This is a genomic window from Caballeronia zhejiangensis, assembly GCF_022879815.1.
Taxonomy (GTDB): domain Bacteria; phylum Pseudomonadota; class Gammaproteobacteria; order Burkholderiales; family Burkholderiaceae; genus Caballeronia; species Caballeronia zhejiangensis.
On record NZ_CP084283.1, the window covers coordinates 2,449,308 to 2,467,692 of the forward strand.

General features: G+C 64.6%; 15 protein-coding genes. 1 reads left to right on the forward strand and 14 read right to left on the reverse strand.

All coding sequences use genetic code 11. The annotated features are described in order from the left end of the window. Nucleotides 1–7: 7 nt before the first annotated feature. Nucleotides 8–3,322, forward strand: a complete 3,315-nt coding sequence (locus LDZ23_RS11705) for a DEAD/DEAH box helicase (protein ID WP_244807631.1) — start codon at nt 8–10, stop codon at nt 3,320–3,322. A gap of 9 nt (nt 3,323–3,331) precedes the next feature. On the opposite strand, the gene pyrF is transcribed toward LDZ23_RS11705, so the two are convergent. The 14 genes from pyrF to LDZ23_RS11775 all read right to left on the reverse strand — a co-directional run bounded on the left by pyrF (nt 3,332) and on the right by LDZ23_RS11775 (nt 18,369). Then, a complete protein-coding gene (gene pyrF, locus LDZ23_RS11710; protein WP_008342883.1) occupies nt 3,332–4,144 on the reverse strand; it encodes an orotidine-5'-phosphate decarboxylase in 813 nt (270 codons plus the stop codon). A gap of 80 nt (nt 4,145–4,224) precedes the next feature. Further along, entirely contained in the window at nt 4,225–5,328 is a 1,104-nt protein-coding gene (locus LDZ23_RS11715) for an aldose 1-epimerase (RefSeq protein ID WP_425306887.1), read from the reverse strand. An 87-nt stretch (nt 5,329–5,415) separates the two neighbouring features. Then, nucleotides 5,416–6,291 (reverse strand): SMP-30/gluconolactonase/LRE family protein, encoded by an 876-nt coding sequence (locus tag LDZ23_RS11720; protein WP_244807633.1) that lies wholly within the window; start codon nt 6,289–6,291, stop codon nt 5,416–5,418. Continuing rightward, nucleotides 6,282–7,070 (reverse strand): SDR family NAD(P)-dependent oxidoreductase, encoded by a 789-nt coding sequence (locus LDZ23_RS11725; protein ID WP_244807634.1) that lies wholly within the window; start codon nt 7,068–7,070, stop codon nt 6,282–6,284. The genes LDZ23_RS11720 and LDZ23_RS11725 overlap by 10 nt, the downstream gene beginning before the upstream one ends. A 186-nt stretch (nt 7,071–7,256) precedes the next feature. Further along, complete coding sequence (gene araH / locus LDZ23_RS11730; RefSeq protein WP_175982767.1) at nt 7,257–8,273, reverse strand: L-arabinose ABC transporter permease AraH; 1,017 nt, start codon at nt 8,271–8,273, stop codon at nt 7,257–7,259. 18 nt (nt 8,274–8,291) lie between these two features. Further along, on the reverse strand, nt 8,292–9,806 hold the full coding sequence (gene araG, locus LDZ23_RS11735; RefSeq protein WP_244807635.1) for an L-arabinose ABC transporter ATP-binding protein AraG: 1,515 nt from the start codon (nt 9,804–9,806) through the stop codon (nt 8,292–8,294). A gap of 56 nt (nt 9,807–9,862) precedes the next feature. Then, nucleotides 9,863–10,870, reverse strand: a complete 1,008-nt coding sequence (locus LDZ23_RS11740; RefSeq protein WP_008342889.1) for an arabinose ABC transporter substrate-binding protein — start codon at nt 10,868–10,870, stop codon at nt 9,863–9,865. A 131-nt stretch (nt 10,871–11,001) separates the two neighbouring features. Then, nucleotides 11,002–11,778 (reverse strand): SDR family oxidoreductase, encoded by a 777-nt coding sequence (locus LDZ23_RS11745; RefSeq protein WP_244807636.1) that lies wholly within the window; start codon nt 11,776–11,778, stop codon nt 11,002–11,004. Then, nucleotides 11,775–12,452, reverse strand: coding sequence for a 2-dehydro-3-deoxy-6-phosphogalactonate aldolase (locus LDZ23_RS11750; RefSeq protein ID WP_008342891.1), 678 nt, complete (start codon nt 12,450–12,452; stop codon nt 11,775–11,777). Before LDZ23_RS11750 ends, LDZ23_RS11745 begins: the two co-directional genes overlap by 4 nt. Nucleotides 12,453–12,467: 15 nt before the next feature. After that, a complete protein-coding gene (locus tag LDZ23_RS11755; RefSeq protein WP_244807637.1) occupies nt 12,468–13,442 on the reverse strand; it encodes a 2-dehydro-3-deoxygalactonokinase in 975 nt (324 codons plus the stop codon). Next, nucleotides 13,439–14,368: an IclR family transcriptional regulator gene (locus LDZ23_RS11760; RefSeq protein WP_244807638.1), complete on the reverse strand. Its 930-nt coding sequence runs from the start codon at nt 14,366–14,368 to the stop codon at nt 13,439–13,441. Before LDZ23_RS11760 ends, LDZ23_RS11755 begins: the two co-directional genes overlap by 4 nt. A 347-nt stretch (nt 14,369–14,715) precedes the next feature. Continuing rightward, the gene (gene mtgA, locus LDZ23_RS11765; RefSeq protein WP_244807639.1) at nt 14,716–15,474 is read right to left on the reverse strand and encodes a monofunctional biosynthetic peptidoglycan transglycosylase; all 759 of its coding nucleotides are present in this window, start codon (nt 15,472–15,474) and stop codon (nt 14,716–14,718) included. A gap of 1 nt (nt 15,475) precedes the next feature. Continuing rightward, the gene (aroE, locus tag LDZ23_RS11770) at nt 15,476–16,318 is read right to left on the reverse strand and encodes a shikimate dehydrogenase (protein ID WP_244807640.1); all 843 of its coding nucleotides are present in this window, start codon (nt 16,316–16,318) and stop codon (nt 15,476–15,478) included. After that, entirely contained in the window at nt 16,315–18,369 is a 2,055-nt protein-coding gene (locus tag LDZ23_RS11775) for a ribonuclease catalytic domain-containing protein (protein WP_033536347.1), read from the reverse strand. The genes aroE and LDZ23_RS11775 overlap by 4 nt, the downstream gene beginning before the upstream one ends. Nucleotides 18,370–18,385: the final 16 nt, after the last annotated feature.

The window sequence follows — 18,385 nt, forward strand, 5'->3', positions numbered from 1 at the left end:
CTATCGCATGAACAAGCGCATCGACAATCCGGCCGATTCCATCACGTTCAGCAAGGATCAGGTGGCCCGCTGGATGGGTCAGAAGACCTTCGGCAAGGCGCTCGACTACGTTAATGCGGTGCGCGATCTCGGCTGGACGGGCGAAATCCTGCGCGCGCGCGTGCCCGGCACGCAGCTACAGCCGTACTCGGTCGAGATTTCCTTCCGCGAAGAACGGCCGCGCGGCTATTGCTCTTGTCCCGTCGGTTACGAATGCAAGCATGTCGCGGCGACGCTGCTCGCCTATCTGGATCGCACGCAAGCAGCCGATCAAACGGGCGTGAGTTTCGAGGTCGAGCAGTGGCTTTCCAGCTTTCGGGCGAAGGTCGAGGCGACGCGTCGGGCACGCGCGACAGCGGTCCGGCGCACGACAGGCGCAAACTACCAAATTCTCTATGTGCTCGTTCCGTCCATGTACGGGGCGCTGCCTTTCGAGATCGCAATGCTGAAGGCGCGGCTCGGCACCAACGGCGACATTCGCGCGACCGAAGCGTGGTATCCAAATTACGCCCAGTGGAACAATCCGCCGAAATTCGTGACGCCGGCAGATGAACCCATCGTCCGTGCGCTCCGGAACGAGCGCGGAGGTTCAAGCGGCTACTACGCGCTCAAGGGCAAGCGCGGCGCGATCGTCTGGCAGATGATGCTCGCGACGGGCCGCCTCTACTTCGAACCGGACATCCGGGATCCGCGACTCGCACAGCCGTTGCGCGAAGGCGCGATGCGCAGCGGAAACATCGAATGGATTCCGCACGGCGACGACATGATCTTCGCCTCGCTCGAAACGTCGCCGGAATCGAACGTCACATTGCCGACCGAGCCGCCGTTGTACATCGACATCGTTACGAACGAAACCGGATCCATCGACGTACCGATTTCGAACGAACTGCTCGCCGATTATCTGTCGATGCCGGTGCTCACGCTCGACGAAGCGGCCGCCGTGCGTAACGCGCTCGCCGAATTCGCGCCCGATCTGCCCGCGCCGCCCTCCGACGGCGAGACCGGAATACGCACGATCGACGCGACGCCGGCGCCCGTCCTCACGCTCGATACGCTGTTGCTCGATGCACCCGCCAGGCTGGATATGCCCGCGACCGAACTGGACATCGCGTTGCTCGATTTCGACTACGGCGGCGTGACGATCGCGGCGAACAGTCCCGACGCTCTTTTGCGCCTCGCGGACGGCGAGCTCGTCCGTATCGCGCGCCGGATCGATATCGAAGATGCATGCGCCGGACGCCTGCTCGGACGCGGGATGAAGTCGGTCTCCGGCGCGCCTGTCAGCCGCGCCGACTCACCGTATGCGGGCGGCTTCATCATGCCGGCGCGCGACGCGTGGCCGGCGTTCGTCAGCGACGACATTCCCGCTTTGCGCGACGCCGGCTGGCGCATCGAGATCACGCCCAATTCGCGCTTCGATGTCGTCGAGGTCGAGCAAATCGACGCGACCGCGCGCGCCGCCGAAAACGGCTGGTTCGATCTCGAGTTGGGCATCCTCGTCGAGACGGAGCGCGTGCGCCTCGAACCGTTGCTCGCCGAACTTTTCGCCCGGGATCGCCGCTGGTTGAACGGCGCGATCGACGCCATCGACGATGCGCACGCCGTCGAATTCCGCACGCACGAAGGCAGGCGCTTCGCGCTGCGCGCCGCGCGGATCAAGCCGCTCGTGCGCGCGCTCATCGACCTGTTCGACCGCGCCGAGCCGAAAGCCGACGCGTCACTGCGGCTGCAGGCGCTTGAAGCCGGCCGTCTCGCCGCCGCCGACGAAACGCTTCGCTGGCAATTCGATGGCGACGCGTCGGTCATCGAACTTGCGAAACGGCTACGCAACGTCGCGGGAACGCGCCGCATCGACGCCCCACGCGGGCTTCAAGCGACGCTGCGTGACTATCAGCGCGAGGGCGTCGACTGGATGCAATTCCTGCGCGAACACGATATCGCCGGCGTGCTCGCCGACGACATGGGGCTCGGCAAGACCATACAGACGCTCGCGCACATACTCGTCGAGAAGGAGGCGGGCCGGCTCACGAGCCCGGCGCTGATCGTCGTGCCGACCACGCTCGTCAACAACTGGATCGACGAAGCGCGCCGCTTCGCGCCCTCGCTGAAAGTGCTCGATCTGCATGGCGCGTTGCGTCACGAACGCTTCACGGAAATTGCGCAGCACGACCTCGTCGTGACGACGTATGCGCTCGTCTGGCGCGATCACGAAGCGCTGTCGCAGCACGACTATCACCTGTTGATACTCGACGAAGCGCATTACGTGAAGAACGCCTCGAGCAAGGCGGCGGGCGTGGTTCGCACGTTGGGCGCGCGGCATCGGCTCTGTCTCACGGGGACGCCGCTGGAGAATCATCTGGGCGAACTTTGGTCGCAGTTCGATTTCCTGCTGCCCGGCTTTCTCGGCTCGAAAAAGGAGTTCGCCTCTCGCTGGCGCAAACCTATCGAAAAGCAGAACGACGCGATGCGCCGCGATCTGCTCGCGCGCCGGATTCGCCCGTTCATGCTTCGCCGCCGCAAAGATGAAGTCGCGACGGAATTGCCGCCGAAGACAATGATCGTGCGCAGCGTCGAACTCGAAGACGCACAGCGTGATCTCTATGAAACCGTGCGTGCCGCGATGCAGAAGAAGGTGCGCGACGCTATCTCGAAGCAGGGGTTCGCACGCAGCCATATCGTGATGCTCGACGCGTTGCTGAAACTGCGGCAAGTGTGCTGCGATCCGTCGCTCGTCAAGCTACCGGGCGCGCCGAAAACCGCGGGATCGGCCAAGCTCGCGCTGTTGCTCGAGATGCTTCCGGCGCTCATCGAGGAGGGCCGGCGCGTGCTCGTTTTCTCGCAGTTCACGGGCATGCTCGCGATCATCGCCGCCGCGCTCGACGAGGCCGGTCTCGCGTACGTCACGCTGACGGGCGACACCGCCGACCGCAAGACGCCGGTGCAGCGCTTCCAGGCGGGCGAAGCGCCGGTCTTCCTGATCAGCCTGAAGGCGGGCGGCGTCGGCCTGAACCTGACGGCGGCCGATACCGTCATTCATTACGATCCGTGGTGGAATCCGGCGGCCGAGAATCAGGCGACGGATCGCGCGCACCGCATCGGCCAGGAAAAGCCGGTATTCGTGTACAAGCTCGTCGCGGCCGGGAGCATCGAAGAAAAGATTCTGGAGATGCAGGAGCGAAAGGCAGCGCTCGCGGCGGGCATTCTGTCCGAAGATGCGCGCGCGGTGGAGAAGTTCTCCGCCGAAGACATCGAGGCGCTGTTCGCGCCTATTGCCGATAGTTGAAGCGCGCGCTCACCGATACTGATTGATCGTATCGCGCGTCTTCTTCGCGGCTTCGGCCGCGGCTTGCGCGTAATGATCGCCCTTGCCGGCGTAGATGATCGCGCGCGACGAATTGATCAACATGCCCGTGCCGTTCGCGGTGCGGCCCGCCCGCACGGTTGCTTCGACATCGCCGCCTTGGGCGCCGATGCCCGGAATCAGAAGCGGCATGTCGCCGACGATCCCGCGTACCGTTTCGATTTCCTTCGGAAACGTCGCACCGACGACGAGGCCCAACTGGCCCTTGTCATTCCACTTTTCCGCCGCGAGCCTGGCGACGACCTGATACAGCGGCTTGCCATCGGTCGTGAGAAATTGCAGATCGGAGCCGCCCGCGTTCGACGTGCGGCACAGCACGATCACGCCTTTGCCCTCATGCGCGAGATACGGCTCGATCGAATCGAAGCCCATGTACGGATTCACGGTGACGGCGTCGGCCCGATAGCGCTCGAACGCTTCCTTCGCGTACTGCTCGGCCGTGCTGCCGATATCGCCGCGCTTCGCATCAAGAATCACCGGAATGCCGGCGTGCTTCTCGTGGATATGCGCGATCAACGCTTCGAGCTGATCTTCCGCGCGATGCGCCGCGAAGTACGCGATCTGCGGCTTGAACGACGATGCATACGGCGCGGTTGCATCGACGATGGTCTTGCAGAACTCGAAGATCGCGTCGGCGCGGCCGTTGAGTGCGCCGGGAAACTTCGCCGGCTCCGGGTCGAGGCCGACGCACAGAAGCGATTGAGTCCGCGACCACGCGGCATTGAGCGATTCGATGAAGGACATGGCGGGAAGATGTTGAAAACGTCGATGCCACGCATTTTAACGTGCGTAGCGTCATCTTCCGTCGCGTCTTCCGGCGCGGCTTAGCGCGCCGCGTCCCGTGCCCGCGCCTTCGCGCCTGCCCGCGTGCGCGGCCTTCCGCGCCGCGTCGCTTCCCCGGTGCGCTCGACGGTGAAGCGGAATTCCCGCGACAAGCGTTCGCCCGGTTTGAGCACGGTCATGCCGTTCGCTTCCCCGCCGCCGGGCAGATTCACCGCGTTGATCGGATGATCGACCGGCTCGAAGCAGAAAAAGCTTTCGCCGGGCGGCGCGTAAAGGACGTAGTAGTCGGTGTCGGCGGCGATCGTTAGCGACAGGCGGCGCTTCGGCCACAGCACGCTCGTGCGCCCGCTCCATCCGGTGAACGCGTTGTTGACCATTTCCGATGGCATCGGATACGCAACGCCGAATTGCCACGCGGGCGGCGTCGGAACATGCCGCACAGGCAGCCAGTCGTCGCCGCACAGCCACACGCCGCCCGCCGCCGCCGACAACTCCGTGTCCGCCTCGCGCATCAGGAACGGATGCAGCCCGAGGCCGAACGGCAGCGCTTCGTCGCCGGTATTTTCGACATCGAGCGTCACGGCGAGCGTCGCTTCGTCGAGCGTGTAAGTCTGCGCGGCGCGAAACGCGTAAGGCATGCCGCCGCTGCGATCGAGCGTGACACGCACGCGCGCGGAATCCTGATCCGCGACTTCCCACGCGCCGAGCCAGCCATCGCCGTGCAGCGGCAGCGGTTCGCCCGGGCGATTGCACGGCACCTCGATCGAGCGTCCGGAAAACTGAAAGTGTCCGTTGCCGATGCGGTTCGAATACGGCAAAAGCGGATAGCACGCGAGCTGATTCGGATCGGTGTCCGGTCCCGGCGCGACGCACGGCCGGAAGATCGGCACGAGCGAGCCTTCGTGCCGCCAGTCGAAGCGCGTGATGCCGCCGCCGAGCGACGGCGCAAGCTCGAGCCGCAAATGCGCGTTGGCGAGCGTGACGCAGCCGTCGACATCGGCGCCGCCCATCGCGACGACCGCGGTGCTCGGGCCGGGACGGATCGGCGGTTCGGTGGCGGCGGCGAGCCGCGCACGGCGGGCGTTCGCCTGTTCCTTGGACATCGATGCAGAATTCGGTCTTTGCTCTGTTCGCGCGACAGCCATGACTCGTGCTCCATCGAGAGGCGAAGAACCCGGCGTTGCCGGGATGGGTCGGGCGGCGCGTCGATCGCGCGCCGCCTCGTGTTCTGGTTACGCCTTGCCCGCAAATACGGCTTCCGCGATGCCGCGCGCACCGGGCGTCGCGACGAACACGCCGCCTGCGTGCGCGTCTGTTTCGCCGAGGCCGATGCGCGCCGTCGTCACATACAGCGTGCCGAAGTCCGCGCCGCCGAACGCGGCGCAACTCGGCTGCGCGCTCGGCACGTCGATGCGCGCCGTCTCGCGGCCGTCGCTTTCGTAGCGCACGACGCGCGCCCCGCCCCACTGCGCGTTCCACAAGCCGCCGTCCGCATCGACGATCGAGCCGTCGGGCACGCCGGTCGCATCCGTCAGCTCGATGAACACGCGGTCGTTGTCGAAGGTCGGATAGTCGCATACGCGAATCTGACGCGTGGGCGAATCGCAGTAGTACATCGTCGCCCCATCGGGCGAGAAGCCGATGCTATTCGAGATCGCGCAATTCCCTAGCGGCAGCTTTTCCAGCGACAGATCCGCATTCAGCCGATAAAACGCGCCGACCGGTTGCGCATCGTCCACGTCGTGTTTCGTGCCGAACACGAATCGCCCTTCGCGGTCGCAACGGCCGTCGTTCAGGCGCGTCGGCAGATCGGCTTCGACTTCCATGATGGTTTCGATCTTGCCCGTCGCGATTTCATGGAACGCGAGCCGCGATGCGAGGCCGAGCAGCAGGAAACGCGCATCGGCGCACGGCGTGAAGCACGCAAGCCGCTCGGGCATGTCGAACGATTCGCTCGCGCCGTCGCGCGGATCGTAGCGCCACAGCTTCTTGCCTTCGATATCGGTCCACCAGAAGCGGCCGCTCGCGGCGCACCACGTCGCGCCTTCGCCGAGCGAACACTGGCTGTCGATGAGAAGTTGCGCTCGCATCGGATTCATCAGGCCCATCCTCCGTCAACGATCATGTCCTGCGCCGTGATCATTTTGCTGTCGTCCGATGCTAGAAAGAGCGCCGCGCGCGCGAGGTGTGCGGGCAGCAGTTCTCCGTCGATGCACTGGCCTTGCTTGATTGCTTCCTTGCCGGCCTCGTCGAGCCACAGACGCTTTTGCTTCTCGGTCATCACCCAGCCCGGCACGAGCGTATTCACGCGGATGCCGAATTTGCCGAGATCGCGCGCGAGGCCGCGCGTCATGCCTTGCACTGCCGATTTCGACGTCGTGTAGACGGGGAAGTTACCTTGCTTGAGCATCCAGCTGATCGAGCCGAGATTGATGATCGAGCCGCCGCCCGCGCGCTTCATGTCGTCGATGACGGCCTGCGCCGCGAAGAATTGATGGCGGATGTTGACCGCGATGCCTGCATCGTACGACTCGGGCGTGACGTCTTCGATTGCGTGGCGTTTGTCGTTGGCAGCGTTGTTGACAAGCACGTTGATGGGCCCGAGGGCGGCTCTTACATCGGCGATGCCTTTGCGGAGTGCGTCGATGTCGGTCAGGTCGACGTTGAGGAACATCGGGCGGGTCTGGCCTTCTTGCAGGGCTGCGCCGAGGCGGTCGGCGAGCGCTTCGCCAGCGTCGGTGTCGATGTCGAAGAAGGCGACTTTCACGCCCTGATCGAAGAAGTGTTCGACGAAGCCTTCGCCGATGCCTGTTGCGCCTCCGGTTATCAGCACTGTTTTGCCTTGGAGGCTGGGGTATCTTGCGAGGTTCTTTTCGATCGTTGCCATTGGGTTTTGTCTCTCCTTGCTGCGCTTGTCGCGCTCGTTAGCTTTGCGCCTTTTGCCGGATCCCGTTTCTTAGTGGTCTATTAGCACTGCCGCCCCGCACAGGGGCAACGCTGATAGACCGACACGAAAGCGGGATCCAGCGACATCAACGGCAAAACATCAACAACGACATCAACCGCAAAAACATCAATCCCGCGACCCGCGATTCTTCAACTGATCGAGCAGAACGGCAGCAAGCAGGATAGCCCCTCTCACGAGGTACTGATAAAACGCGTCGATATTCAAAAGGTTCATGACGTTCTCGACAGTGCCCATGATGAGCACGCCAATCACGACACCGGAAATCGTCGCCCTACCGCCCAGCAGAGAAACACCGCCAAGGACACAGGCAGAAATGACATTGAGCTCGAAGCCTTGAGCGGCATTCGGCTGCCCCGACGTGATGCGCGAAGCGAGAATGACCCCAGCCAGCGCGGTCACAGCGCCCTGAATCAAAAAGATCCACACACGCGTGCGCTCGACATTGATCCCCGCGAGCCGCGAAGCCTCGGGATTACCGCCGATAGCCAATGTATTACGTCCATACACCGTCTGATTGAGCAATACGCCAAAAACGATGAAGCACGCAAGCGTGACCCAGATAGGCAGGGAAATCCCGATCATCGACAGACTGCCGAGCGCGATGAACGTATCCGACGACACACCCACCGCCTGTCCGTGCGATACGATGAACCCGAGCCCGCGCACGATTTCCATCGTCGCCAAGGTCGTAATCAGCGCATTGATTCGCAGATAAGCGATCACCGCGCCGTTCACAAACCCGATCACCGCACCCGCAGCCACCGCCGCGATGATCGCGATGAAGGTGTTGTCCGTCGCATTCAGAACCATCGCGCACAGAACACCGGCGAAGGCGATCGTCGAGCCCACCGACAAGTCGAAATCGCGCGACGCGAGGCAGAACATCATCGTGCACGCGACCATGCCGATCTGCGAGATCGACAGCGCGAGGCCGAGCATGTTCTCGATCGAGAAGAAGTGATCGACGGTCAGCGACATCGTCACGAACATCACGATGAAGATCACGATCAGGCTGTACTCCGTGATCTGCTGCCACCACTTCTGCTTGTCGTTCTTTTGCGGGATCAGCGCGTTCGCGACGCTTTCCGTCGCCTGCCCCACGATGTTTTCTCTTGCTTCCATGATTCGCTCCTCTCGTCTTTACGCCGCCTGCGCGACCGTTTCCGCCTGCGGCAGCGCAAGGCTCAACACTGTTTGTTCGCTCGCCTTCTCGCGCGCCAGTTCGCCCGCGATACGCCCCTGCCGCATCACGACGATCCGGTCCGACACGCCCAGCACTTCCGGCAATTCCGACGAAATCATCACGATCGCGCAGCCGCGCTCGGCAAGCTGATAGATCACGTTGTAGATCTCATGCTTCGCGCCGACGTCGATGCCGCGCGTCGGTTCGTCGAGAATCACGACCTTCAGGTCCGGCTCCGCGAGCCAGCGCGACAGAATCGCCTTCTGCTGATTGCCGCCCGAAAGAAAACGGATGCGCTGCTTCCGGCTCGGCGTCTTGATCTTCAGCAATTGGATGAAGCGCTCGGCCGTCTGCGCCTCCTTCTTGCGATCCAGAAACAGTCCGCCGCGCAGATAGTGTCGCCGGCACGAAATATTGATGTTCTCCGCGACCGTCGCCATCGCGACGATGCCTTCTTCCTTCCGATCCTCCGGACACAGCACGATGCCGTGACGAATCGCCTCGCCGGTGCTGCGAACCTTGATCGGCTTGCCGTCGAGCGTTATGTCGCCGCCCTTCTTCTTGTCCGCGCCGTAGACGAGATGCATCAGCTCGCTGCGTCCCGCGCCGACGAGCCCGAAGAAGCCCACGATCTCCCCGCGCTTCACCTCGAAGCTCACGGGCGCGCTCAATGCATCGCCCTCCACGTTCTTCACGGAGAAGCGCACGTCGCCCAAAGGACGCGCGCGATAGTTGTAGATGTCGCTGATCTCGCGCCCGACCATTTCCTGCACGAGCGTTTCGCGCGGCACATCCGCGAGCGAAAGATGCGACGCGATCTTGCGCCCGTCGCGGAAAATCGTGCACGCGTTGCACAGTTCGTAAATCTCGTCCATGCGATGCGAGATGTAGATCAGCGCACGATTATCCGCCTGCAGATCGCGCACGAGCTTGAAGAGCACTTCCGTCTCGCGATGCGACAGCGAACTCGTCGGTTCGTCGAGCGCGATCACGCGCGCGTTGCGCAGCAGCGCCTTGCAGATTTCGACCATCTGCCGCTGCGCGATCGACAGCTTGCGCAGCTTCGCATTCGGATCGAGATCGACGCCCATCGCCGCAAGCCGCTCGCGTACGTGCGCCTTGGCCGCGCGCTTGTCGACCCAGCCGAGCCGGTTCGGCAATGCGCCGAGCAGCAGATTCTCGGACACGGTCAGATCCGGCACGTACTGCAATTCCTGATGAATCACCGCGATGCCCGCGGCAATCGATGCCGCCGCGCTCGCGAAATGCACTTCCTTGTCGTCGATGAGCACGCGCCCCGAATCGGGCTGATACTCGCCGCCGAGAATCTTGAGCAAGGTCGATTTGCCCGCGCCGTTCTCGCCCATCAAACCGTGAACTTCGCCGGCGTTGACGTCGAACGACACGCCGTCGAGCGCGCGCACGCCTGGAAACACCTTGCCGATATTGTCAAAACGCAGCGTCGCTGACACATCGCCTCCTATTCTCGAGCGGACCGCACGTGCGGCCCGCTTCCCTCACGAAAGACTTAGTTCGATGCCAGTCCCATCTGCTGGCGCACCGATGCCACGTTTTCACGCGTAGCCAGCATGCCGGTCGTGAGCGTGAGCGGCGGCGGCGCCTTGCCGTCCTTGATCCACGCGTACATCAGCTCGGACGTCTCTTCGCCGTGGCGCTTCGGGCTGATGATGACGGTGCCGTAGAAGCCCGTTGGATTCGGTTTCTTGAACTCGTTCAACGCCGAGTCCGATCCGCCGATACCGATGCCGATCATGTTGTCCGCCTTGAAGCCGCGGCCTTCCGCTGCGCGCACCGCGCCGAGGACGGCTTCGTCGTTCAGGCCGTAGGCGACCCAGTGCTTGTATTGCGGATTCTTCGTCAGCGCGATGTTCGCGGCGTTGAACGCGTTCTCGGTGTCGGTCTTCGCCTGCGGCGCGGCGACGATGTTCGCCTTCGGGAAACCGGCGGCGACGAGCGCATCGGTCGCGCCGGCCGTGCGGTCATGCGCGGTCGGCAATTGCTCGTAAGTCACGTCGATCGCGCCGACATCCTTCATGTCCCAGCCGCGCTTCTTGATCTCGGCGGCGATGCCGTCGCCCACCTGCTTGCCGATGTTGTATGCGGAAATGCCCATGTGCGGCACGGATTCGATCGGCTTGCCCGAACCGTCGACGAGGCGGTCATCGACCGTCATCATCTTGAGCTTGTCGGCCTTCGCCTTCGCGACGATGCCCGGCCCGAGCTTCACGTCCGGCGTACAGATGATGAAGCCCTGCGCCTTCTGCGCGGCGAGGTTGTCGATCGCGCTCATCACCTTTTCACCCGACGGCGCGCCGATCTTCACGAGCGTGAAGCCCTTTTCCTTGGCGGCGATTTCGGCGAACTTCCATTCGTCCTGGAACCACGGCTCTTCCGGCTGCTTCACGAGGAAGCCGATCTTGACCTCGTCGGCGGCCTGCGCGACCGGCGCCGCGATCATGGACGCGCTCGTTGCCGTGGCAGCGGCGATCAGCGTGAGGAACAGTCTGCGTTTCATTTTTTGTCTCCCGACTTTTTCCGATGTCGAAAAATGCCCGCGCGCGGGCGCTACGAAGTGTGTGGCCGCTTTCTTGTTGATTGATGTCCGCACAGCGGCCAGTGCGTCATTCCTTCGTGATCTCGTTTGCTTTAGTCGTGGTACAGCGCGCTTCGCCCGCCGTCCACGGTGATACAGCTCGCGTTGATGAACGGCGCCTCGTCCGATGCGAGGAACACCGCCGTCATCGCGACTTCCCGCGGCTCGCCGATACGCTTCATCGGCTGAAGATCGAGCGTCGCCTGACGCGCGGCCTTCGGATCAGCCTGCGAATTCCACCAGTCGAGCGTCAGTTGCGTTTCGATGTAACCCGGCGCGATCGCATTCACGCGCACGTTGTTCGGCGCGTACTCGATGCCGAGCGCGCGCGTGAGGCCGATCACACCGTGCTTTGCCACCGGATACGGAAAGCAGCCCGGAATGATCTTGAAGCTGTGCGTCGACGCGATGTTCACGATGCTGCCGCGCCCGCGCTCGACCATGCCCGGCAGCACCGCGCGGCAGCCGTTCCACACGCCGTCGAGATCGACGGCGAAGCAGCGGCGCCAGTCGTCGTCGGTCATCGTGAGCGGATCGCAGAACACGTTGATGCCGGCGTTGTTCACGAGCACGTCGAGCGGGCCGAGCGCGGCTTCGGTCTGCGCGACGGCTTCCTTCACCGATGCGCTTTGCGTCACGTCCGTTTCGACCGCGATGACGTTCGCGCCGGTTTCTTCCCCGATGCGCTTGGCGGTTTCGCGGGCCGTGCCGATGTCGAGTTCCGCGAGCGCGACGCGTGCGCCCTCGCGCGCGAACGCCAGCGCGATCGCCGCGCCGATGCCGCGTCCCGCGCCCGTGACCATCGCGACCTTGCCGGCGAGGCGGCTCATTTGGCTGCGCCTCGTGCAACGGCCAGTCCGTCAATGAACGCCTTCGCGTGCCGCGCCGTGACGTCCGCGCTCTGGCCCGGCTTGTAGAGCGCCGAGCCGAGGCCGAAGCCGTTCGCGCCTGCGCTCAAGAACGGCTCCATGTTGTCCGGCGCAATACCGCCGACCGGCACGAGCGGCACGTCCTTCGCGATCACCGCGCGCCATGCCTTCGTCACCGTTGGGCCGAGCTGCTCGGCGGGAAACATCTTCAGCACGTCCGCGCCGTTCTTCAGCGCGAGAAACGCCTCGTTCGGCGTCGCGACGCCCGGCGCGCACGCGAGACCCTGCGCCTTCGCGGCGCGCACGACATCGGCGTCGCTGTGCGGCATCACGATGAGCTCGCCGCCCGCGGCCTTCACGCTATCGACGTAACTCGGATGCAGCACCGTTCCCGCACCGACGATCGCATCGGCGGGCAGCGTCTGACGGATCGCCGCGATGCTGTCGAACGGCTGCGGCGAATTCAGCGGCACTTCGACGATGCGAAAGCCCGCTTCATAGAGCGCGCGGCCGTGATCGGCGGCTTCGGCGGGCGTGACGCCGCGCAGTATCGCGATCAGCGGGCACGCGGCGAACGCCTTTGCGAGACCGGCGTGCATGCCGTAGGGCGCGGGCAGATTGATGGGAGGCTGCATCGTGTTCTCTCCTTTTCAGGCCGCGCGCCTGGCCGCGACCAGCCCGGCCAGCGCGGCGATTCCATAAAGGCCGTGCTCGGTGGCGTGCGCGACCGTGGCGGCATCGTGGCATCCGAAACGCGCGAGCGCGGCGCGATAGCGATTGCAAAGCGCATCGTTGCCGATCAGGCGCAGGGGCTTTCCCGCGAGCGCGGATTGTTCGCGCGCAAGCACTTCGTTCAGCCCGCGCAATTCATGGCCGATCAACAGGCCCGACAAATAATCCGATTGCTGCTCCGCGCTCAGTTGGCCCGTGAGGCCGAGCGTGCGCGTGCTGAAGATCGTCGCGAGCACGCCGGGATGACCGGCATCGCGCGCCGTCTCGACGCCGCGCAGGAACGCCTGTTCGTCGTGCGTCGCGGTGGGATGCATCGTGCGGCCGAGGATCGTGTGATCGCGCAGCGCGCTGAAGGTCTCGCCCGTCATGAAGGTGTAGAAACGCTCGATGCGCTCATCGGCGACGAACGCCCACTTCGCGTGCGTGCCCGGCAGTCCGATCAGCGCGCCGCCCACGTTTCCGAGCGCCGGCTCGCTCGCCAGCGCGCCGAAAATCTGCGTTTCCTCGCCGCGCATCACGTTGGGCAACACGCCGCGCTCCAGCACGCCCGGCACGACATGCAGCACGACGCCGCGCGCCGTCTTCACATCGACGATGCCCGCGACGAGCGCATCGGCATTCGCCGGCGTTTCGACGTACGGCGCTTCGACCCAGCCCTGCGCGCTGCCGACCATGCCCGCCGCGATCACCGGCAAGTGCGCGTGCGCGTCGAGCCACGCGCCGCAGGTTTGCTCGAACGCCTGATCGAACCCGCCCGCCGGCAGATTCATGATGCCCGCCGACGATGCGCGCGTATCGAGGGCGAGACCGTCGGCGCCAAGCAGATAGGCGCGCAGCGAAGTCGTGCCCCAGTCGAGCGCGATGAGCGCGGGCGTGGAAACGGATGCGGTCATCGCTTGATCCTGCGGGCGGCCTGCGGCGCGCGCCAGCCAAGTTCCTCGGAGATCGCGTGCGCTTCGCGCTGCACGACCGGAATCAGTTCCTCCATGCGCTCGTGCGGCATGTAGGGAATGGTGCTCGCCACCGACAAGGCCGCGACGATCGCGCCCGACGCATCGCGCACCGGCGCGGCGACGCAGCGGATCGACGCCTCGTTCTCTTCGAGATCGAACGTGAAGCCGCCTTGCGCATAGCGCGTCATGCGCTGCTGGAAGGTGTCGAAGTCGGGGCGGTTGTCGGGCTTGAAGCTCATCCTCGCGAGCACGCGATGCGACGCTTCCAGCAGCTTCTTCCACGCGTTCGCTTCGAGGTCGAGCATCATCGCCTTGCCGATGCCCGTCGACGCGAGCGGCATCCGGTGCCCGACGCGCGAACGCATCTCCAGGCCGCGCGTGCCCGGAATCTTGTCGATGTAAAGTACGTCGTCGCCGTCGCGCACGCCGAGATGGATCGTGTCGTGCGTATGCTCGGCGAGCGCCTGCAGATGCGGGCGCGCGACGGTCGTGAGCGGCATCTGTTCGAGCGCGATCGTGCCGAGTTCGATGAGCTTCGGCCCGAGCAGATAGCCGCCCTGCACCTGACGCAGATAGCGCGCTTGCACGAGCGAGCTCACGAGCCGATGCGTCGTGCTGCGCGTCGTGCCGAGCGCCGCGCCGAACGCGCGCAGGTCGCGCGCGCCGTTCGCGGCGGCTTCGAGAATCGCGAGGCCGCGCAACAGCGTCTGCGTGCCCGCCTGCTGCGGCGTGATGTCGACGAGCGCGCTCGGCAGCGCGATGGCGTCGGGATCGGGTGTGTGCTTCGTCCCGCTCGCGCCGTTGGACTTGGCGCGCGCTGCGCCCGCCTCGGCGATGTCGGTTTCAGGGGGCTGGAATTTGGTCATGGCGCGAATCCCTCGTCGATCACGATGCGCGCAGGATGACGCACGCGGGCGCGTCCCCGATGGAATGAGCGTACGAATCGTGCAAGGAGGCCCGCGAGCGCGAGCGTGCGATCGAATGCATGACGTGTCTCCATTGTTCTGGTCGTGCGCGCCGGAAGTCGCTCCGGTCGTCGCCCGCGTGTGCCGTTTCAGGCTTTGGCCGGATTGTAGTTCCGGCTCTTCGATTTATTCAATATGTGATCGTCGTGCTCACATAATGGGAGAGAAGCTTGCAGCCGAAAGCTTCTGGAAAACAAAAAAGCCCTGAATTATCAGGGCTTTGCATTGTTTATCGCGGCCAGCTAATTTCACTGCGGCAGTTCCGCCGCCCCCATCCGCCGTGCGATGACGCCCGCGCGCTGCGACAAATACGGCGCATTGCGATGGTCGTCGAAATACTTAGGGCGCGGCAGCATCACCGCAAGCCGCGCGCTCTGCCAGGCCGTCAGTTTCGCCGCCGATGTCTTGTAGTAATACCGCGCCGCCGCTTCCGCGCCGTACACGCCGTTGCCCCACTCGACCGAATTCAGGTAGATCTCGAAGATGCGTTCCTTGTCCATCCAGAACTCGAGCATCCAGGTGATGACGAGCTCCTGCGCCTTGCGCACATAGCTCTTTTCGCGCGACAGAAACAGGTTGCGCGCGAGCTGCTGAGAAATGGTCGAGCCGCCCGCGACGATTTTTCCGCGCGCCTTGTTCTTCTCCCACGCTTGAAGAATGGCGTCGGTTTCGTAGCCGTTGTTATTGACGAAATTCGCGTCTTCCGAAGCGATGATCGCGCGCTTCAGATTGCGCGAAATCTGCTCGTACGGCACCCAGGTGCGTTGCAGCGAAATGCCCGGATGCGTCTTCGCGAGCGTCCACGCGTCGGCGCGCATGAAGGCCGTCGGACCGGGATTGACGACCGTCCAGATGCCGATCTGCGCGAAGAACCACATTTGCGTCGCGATGAACGCGATGCTGAGCACCGATACGCCGTACGCGATCCAGCGCGCCGGGCCGAGCCGCACCGCTTTGCGCACGCGCGGCGAGCGGCTGCCCTGGCTGCCGACTGGCGCGGTGGTCATGTCAGGCTTTCGCGGCCAGCGCGGCGCGCAGATCGCGCAGCACCGCGCCGCCATCCGGGCGCACGCCGCGCCAGATGAAAAACGATTCGGCGGCCTGCTCGACCAGCATGCCGAGACCGTCCGATGCGCGCGCACCGAGCTTCGACGCGTGTTGCATGAAGACGGTCGGCTGCGCGCCGTACATCATGTCGTAGGCGAGCGTGCCCGCGCCGAACGCGCCGTCGTCGCAATCGGGCAAGGCGGCGTCGAGGCTGCCCGCGGTCGCGTTGACGATCACGTCGTACTGCCCGGCTTCCGCGCTGTCGGCGCCGCCGCCCGAGAAACGCACGCCGCACTCGGACGCGTTCTGCGCGAACTGATCGACGAGCTGATGCGCCTTCGCCGCCGTGCGGTTGACGATGGTGAGCGCCGCCGGCGCGCGATCGAAGATCGGCAGCACGACGCCGCGCGCCGCGCCGCCCGCGCCGAGCAGCAGAATGCGCGCGCCTTTCAGACTCACGCCGAGATTCACTTCGATGTCGCGCACGAGGCCGACGCCATCGGTGTTGTCGCCGCGCACGCCATCCGGCCCGAAGGCGAGCGTGTTCACCGCGCCCGCCGCTGCCGCGCGCGGCGACAGCGAATCGGCGAGCGCGTGCGCTTCGAGCTTGAACGGCACGGTGACGTTCATGCCGCGTCCGCCCGACGCGATGAACGCCTTCACTTCACGGGTGAAGCCATCGAGCGGCCCGAGAATGCGGCCGTATTCGATCGGCTCGCCGGTCTGCGCGGCGAACTGCGCGTGAATCCACGGCGATTTGCTGTGCTCGATCGGATTGCCGATCACCGCGTATTGGTGTTTCATGGCGTCGGTTCCTGCGCGTTGTCGGGCGTTTCCGGTTGTGGCTGCTCCACCGACGCTTCCGCCTGCGCTTCGGCTTCGCTTTCGGCAGAAAGATCGCTCGTCTCGATGATCTCTTCTTCCGCCTCTTCTTCCTCGACCGGCGCGCTCGCGGACGGCGCGTCGATCACGTGCAGCAGACGGCACGATGCTTCGACCGTCAGCTCGTCGATCGATACGACTTCGAGCATCACACGCGTGCCGCGCGCATGCACGCCGAGGCCGGGCACGTGCAGGATCAGCGGAATCTCTTCGAGCCGCACGAGATCGTCCTTGATGACCGAAGCGGGAACGTGCTTCCTGTTCTCCTGCTTGAGCCAGCGCAGGCACCAGAAATACTCCATGCGGCGCTGGTGATCGGCATACGCGGTGTACGTGTCGTCGAAACCCTGCACGACGGCGAAAAGGTCCGCGTCCTTCGGCTTGAACGGCGCGGCGAGCTTGGCCGTCACGCCATGCTGCACGCACGCGAGCAACTGCCATTGATTGACGAGGTCGACATAACGGCGCAGCGGCGACGTGCTCCACGCATATTGCGCGACGCCCAGGCCTTCGTGCGGCGCGGGCGTCGTCTGCATGCGCGTGCGTTTCGGTCCCGGACCGCCGAAGCCGCGCTGCGAACGATAGATGCCCGGCACGCCGTGATCGTTGAGGAACGCGCCCCACGACGAATTCGCGAGAATCGCCAGTTCCGCGACGATCAGATCGAGCGGCGAACCGCGACGGCGCGGCGTGATCGTGATGTGCTCGCCATCGACATAAAAGTTGAAGTCGTTGTTGCGCTGCACTTCGCGCTTGAGGCCGTAAGTCGCGCGCGCCTGCTGACGCTTTTCGAAGAGCGCCTGCGCAAGCGGCCACAGCACCGCGATGTCTTCCTTGTGCGGATAGTCGCCCGTGCCGGCCGCGAGCGTTTCCTCGGTGACGAACTCGTCGAGATGGTTGTGGCGCAGGTTGCTCTTCACGAACACGCGTTCGGCGCGCGTTTCAGTGGCGACGATATCCTGCGTCTCGCGATTCACGATGATGTACAGCGACAGCGCCGGGCGCAGCCCGCCCTCGCCGAGCGTGAACACGTCGACGACGTTGTCGGGCAGCATCGTGATCTTGTCGCCGGGCATGTAGACCGTGGAGAGACGACCGCGCGCGATGGCGTCGATCGTGTCGCCACGCGTAATGCCGAGCGCCGGCGCCGCGATGTGGATGCCCACGCGCACGCGGCCATCCGAAAGATGCTCGACGGAGAAGGCATCGTCGATTTCGGTGGTGGTGACGTCGTCGATGGAGAACGCTTCGACGTGCGCTTCCGGCAAATCCTCGGGCAGCGGTCCCGGCTGCACCGACGGAAAGCCGATGCCGTGCGGGAAGAACTCCGACAGGAACTTCGCCTCGTGCAACTGTCGGGGCGACGCGATGCCGCCGCATTCGAGCATCAGCCGCGCCTGCGAGATGCCGCGCGCCGCCGCCGCCGCTTCGAGCGCCTTGTACTCGATCGAATTCTTGTCCGGCTTCGTGAGCAGGCCGATCGCCTTGCCCTTCAGCGCATCGGGCAGCTTGCCCGCCTTCAGTTCCTCTTCCCAGCCCTGCTGCACGAGCGCCTGCTGACGCTTGCGTTCGAGCGACGCGAGCGCCATCTGCAATTGTTCCTGCGGCGCGCGCTGATACTGGCCGCGCCCTTTGCGCCGGAAGTAAACCGGCGCGCCGTGCATGCGCAGGACGAGCGCCGCGCGTTCGGCGGGTCCGAACTTGTCGCCGAAGTAATCCGCGCCGAGCGCGGCGAACGGAAATTCCTCGTCGGGCGCGCATTCCCACAGGAAGTCGAGATCGATCTCCTGCGCGATGGCGTCGGCTTCCTGCATCAGATCGCCGGCTGCGGGCTTCTCGAACTCGATCAGCACGTCTTTCGCGCGCACTTTCGCGCGCCGGCCGCCCGGCAATTCGACCTGGAACGCGTCGCCCTGTTTCGACAACACCGATCCGGCCTTGAAACTACCCGATTCCTCGAAGAAAACGTTCACTCAATACTCTCGTAAA

Coding starts and splice junctions, on each gene's coding strand:
- LDZ23_RS11745 (WP_244807636.1), bottom strand. CDS start 11,778: ATGAGCCGCCTCGCCGGCAAGGTCGCGATGGTCACGGGCGCGGGACGC.
- LDZ23_RS11720 (WP_244807633.1), bottom strand. CDS start 6,291: ATGGGCCTGATGAATCCGATGCGAGCGCAACTTCTCATCGACAGCCAG.
- araH (WP_175982767.1), bottom strand. CDS start 8,273: ATGGAAGCAAGAGAAAACATCGTGGGGCAGGCGACGGAAAGCGTCGCG.
- mtgA (WP_244807639.1), bottom strand. CDS start 15,474: ATGACCACCGCGCCAGTCGGCAGCCAGGGCAGCCGCTCGCCGCGCGTG.
- pyrF (WP_008342883.1), bottom strand. CDS start 4,144: ATGTCCTTCATCGAATCGCTCAATGCCGCGTGGTCGCGGACTCAATCG.
- LDZ23_RS11705 (WP_244807631.1), top strand. CDS start 8: ATGAACAAGCGCATCGACAATCCGGCCGATTCCATCACGTTCAGCAAG.
- LDZ23_RS11715 (WP_425306887.1), bottom strand. CDS start 5,328: ATGGCTGTCGCGCGAACAGAGCAAAGACCGAATTCTGCATCGATGTCC.
- LDZ23_RS11740 (WP_008342889.1), bottom strand. CDS start 10,870: ATGAAACGCAGACTGTTCCTCACGCTGATCGCCGCTGCCACGGCAACG.
- LDZ23_RS11750 (WP_008342891.1), bottom strand. CDS start 12,452: ATGCAGCCTCCCATCAATCTGCCCGCGCCCTACGGCATGCACGCCGGT.
- LDZ23_RS11755 (WP_244807637.1), bottom strand. CDS start 13,442: ATGACCGCATCCGTTTCCACGCCCGCGCTCATCGCGCTCGACTGGGGC.
- LDZ23_RS11725 (WP_244807634.1), bottom strand. CDS start 7,070: ATGGCAACGATCGAAAAGAACCTCGCAAGATACCCCAGCCTCCAAGGC.
- LDZ23_RS11760 (WP_244807638.1), bottom strand. CDS start 14,368: ATGACCAAATTCCAGCCCCCTGAAACCGACATCGCCGAGGCGGGCGCA.
- aroE (WP_244807640.1), bottom strand. CDS start 16,318: ATGAAACACCAATACGCGGTGATCGGCAATCCGATCGAGCACAGCAAA.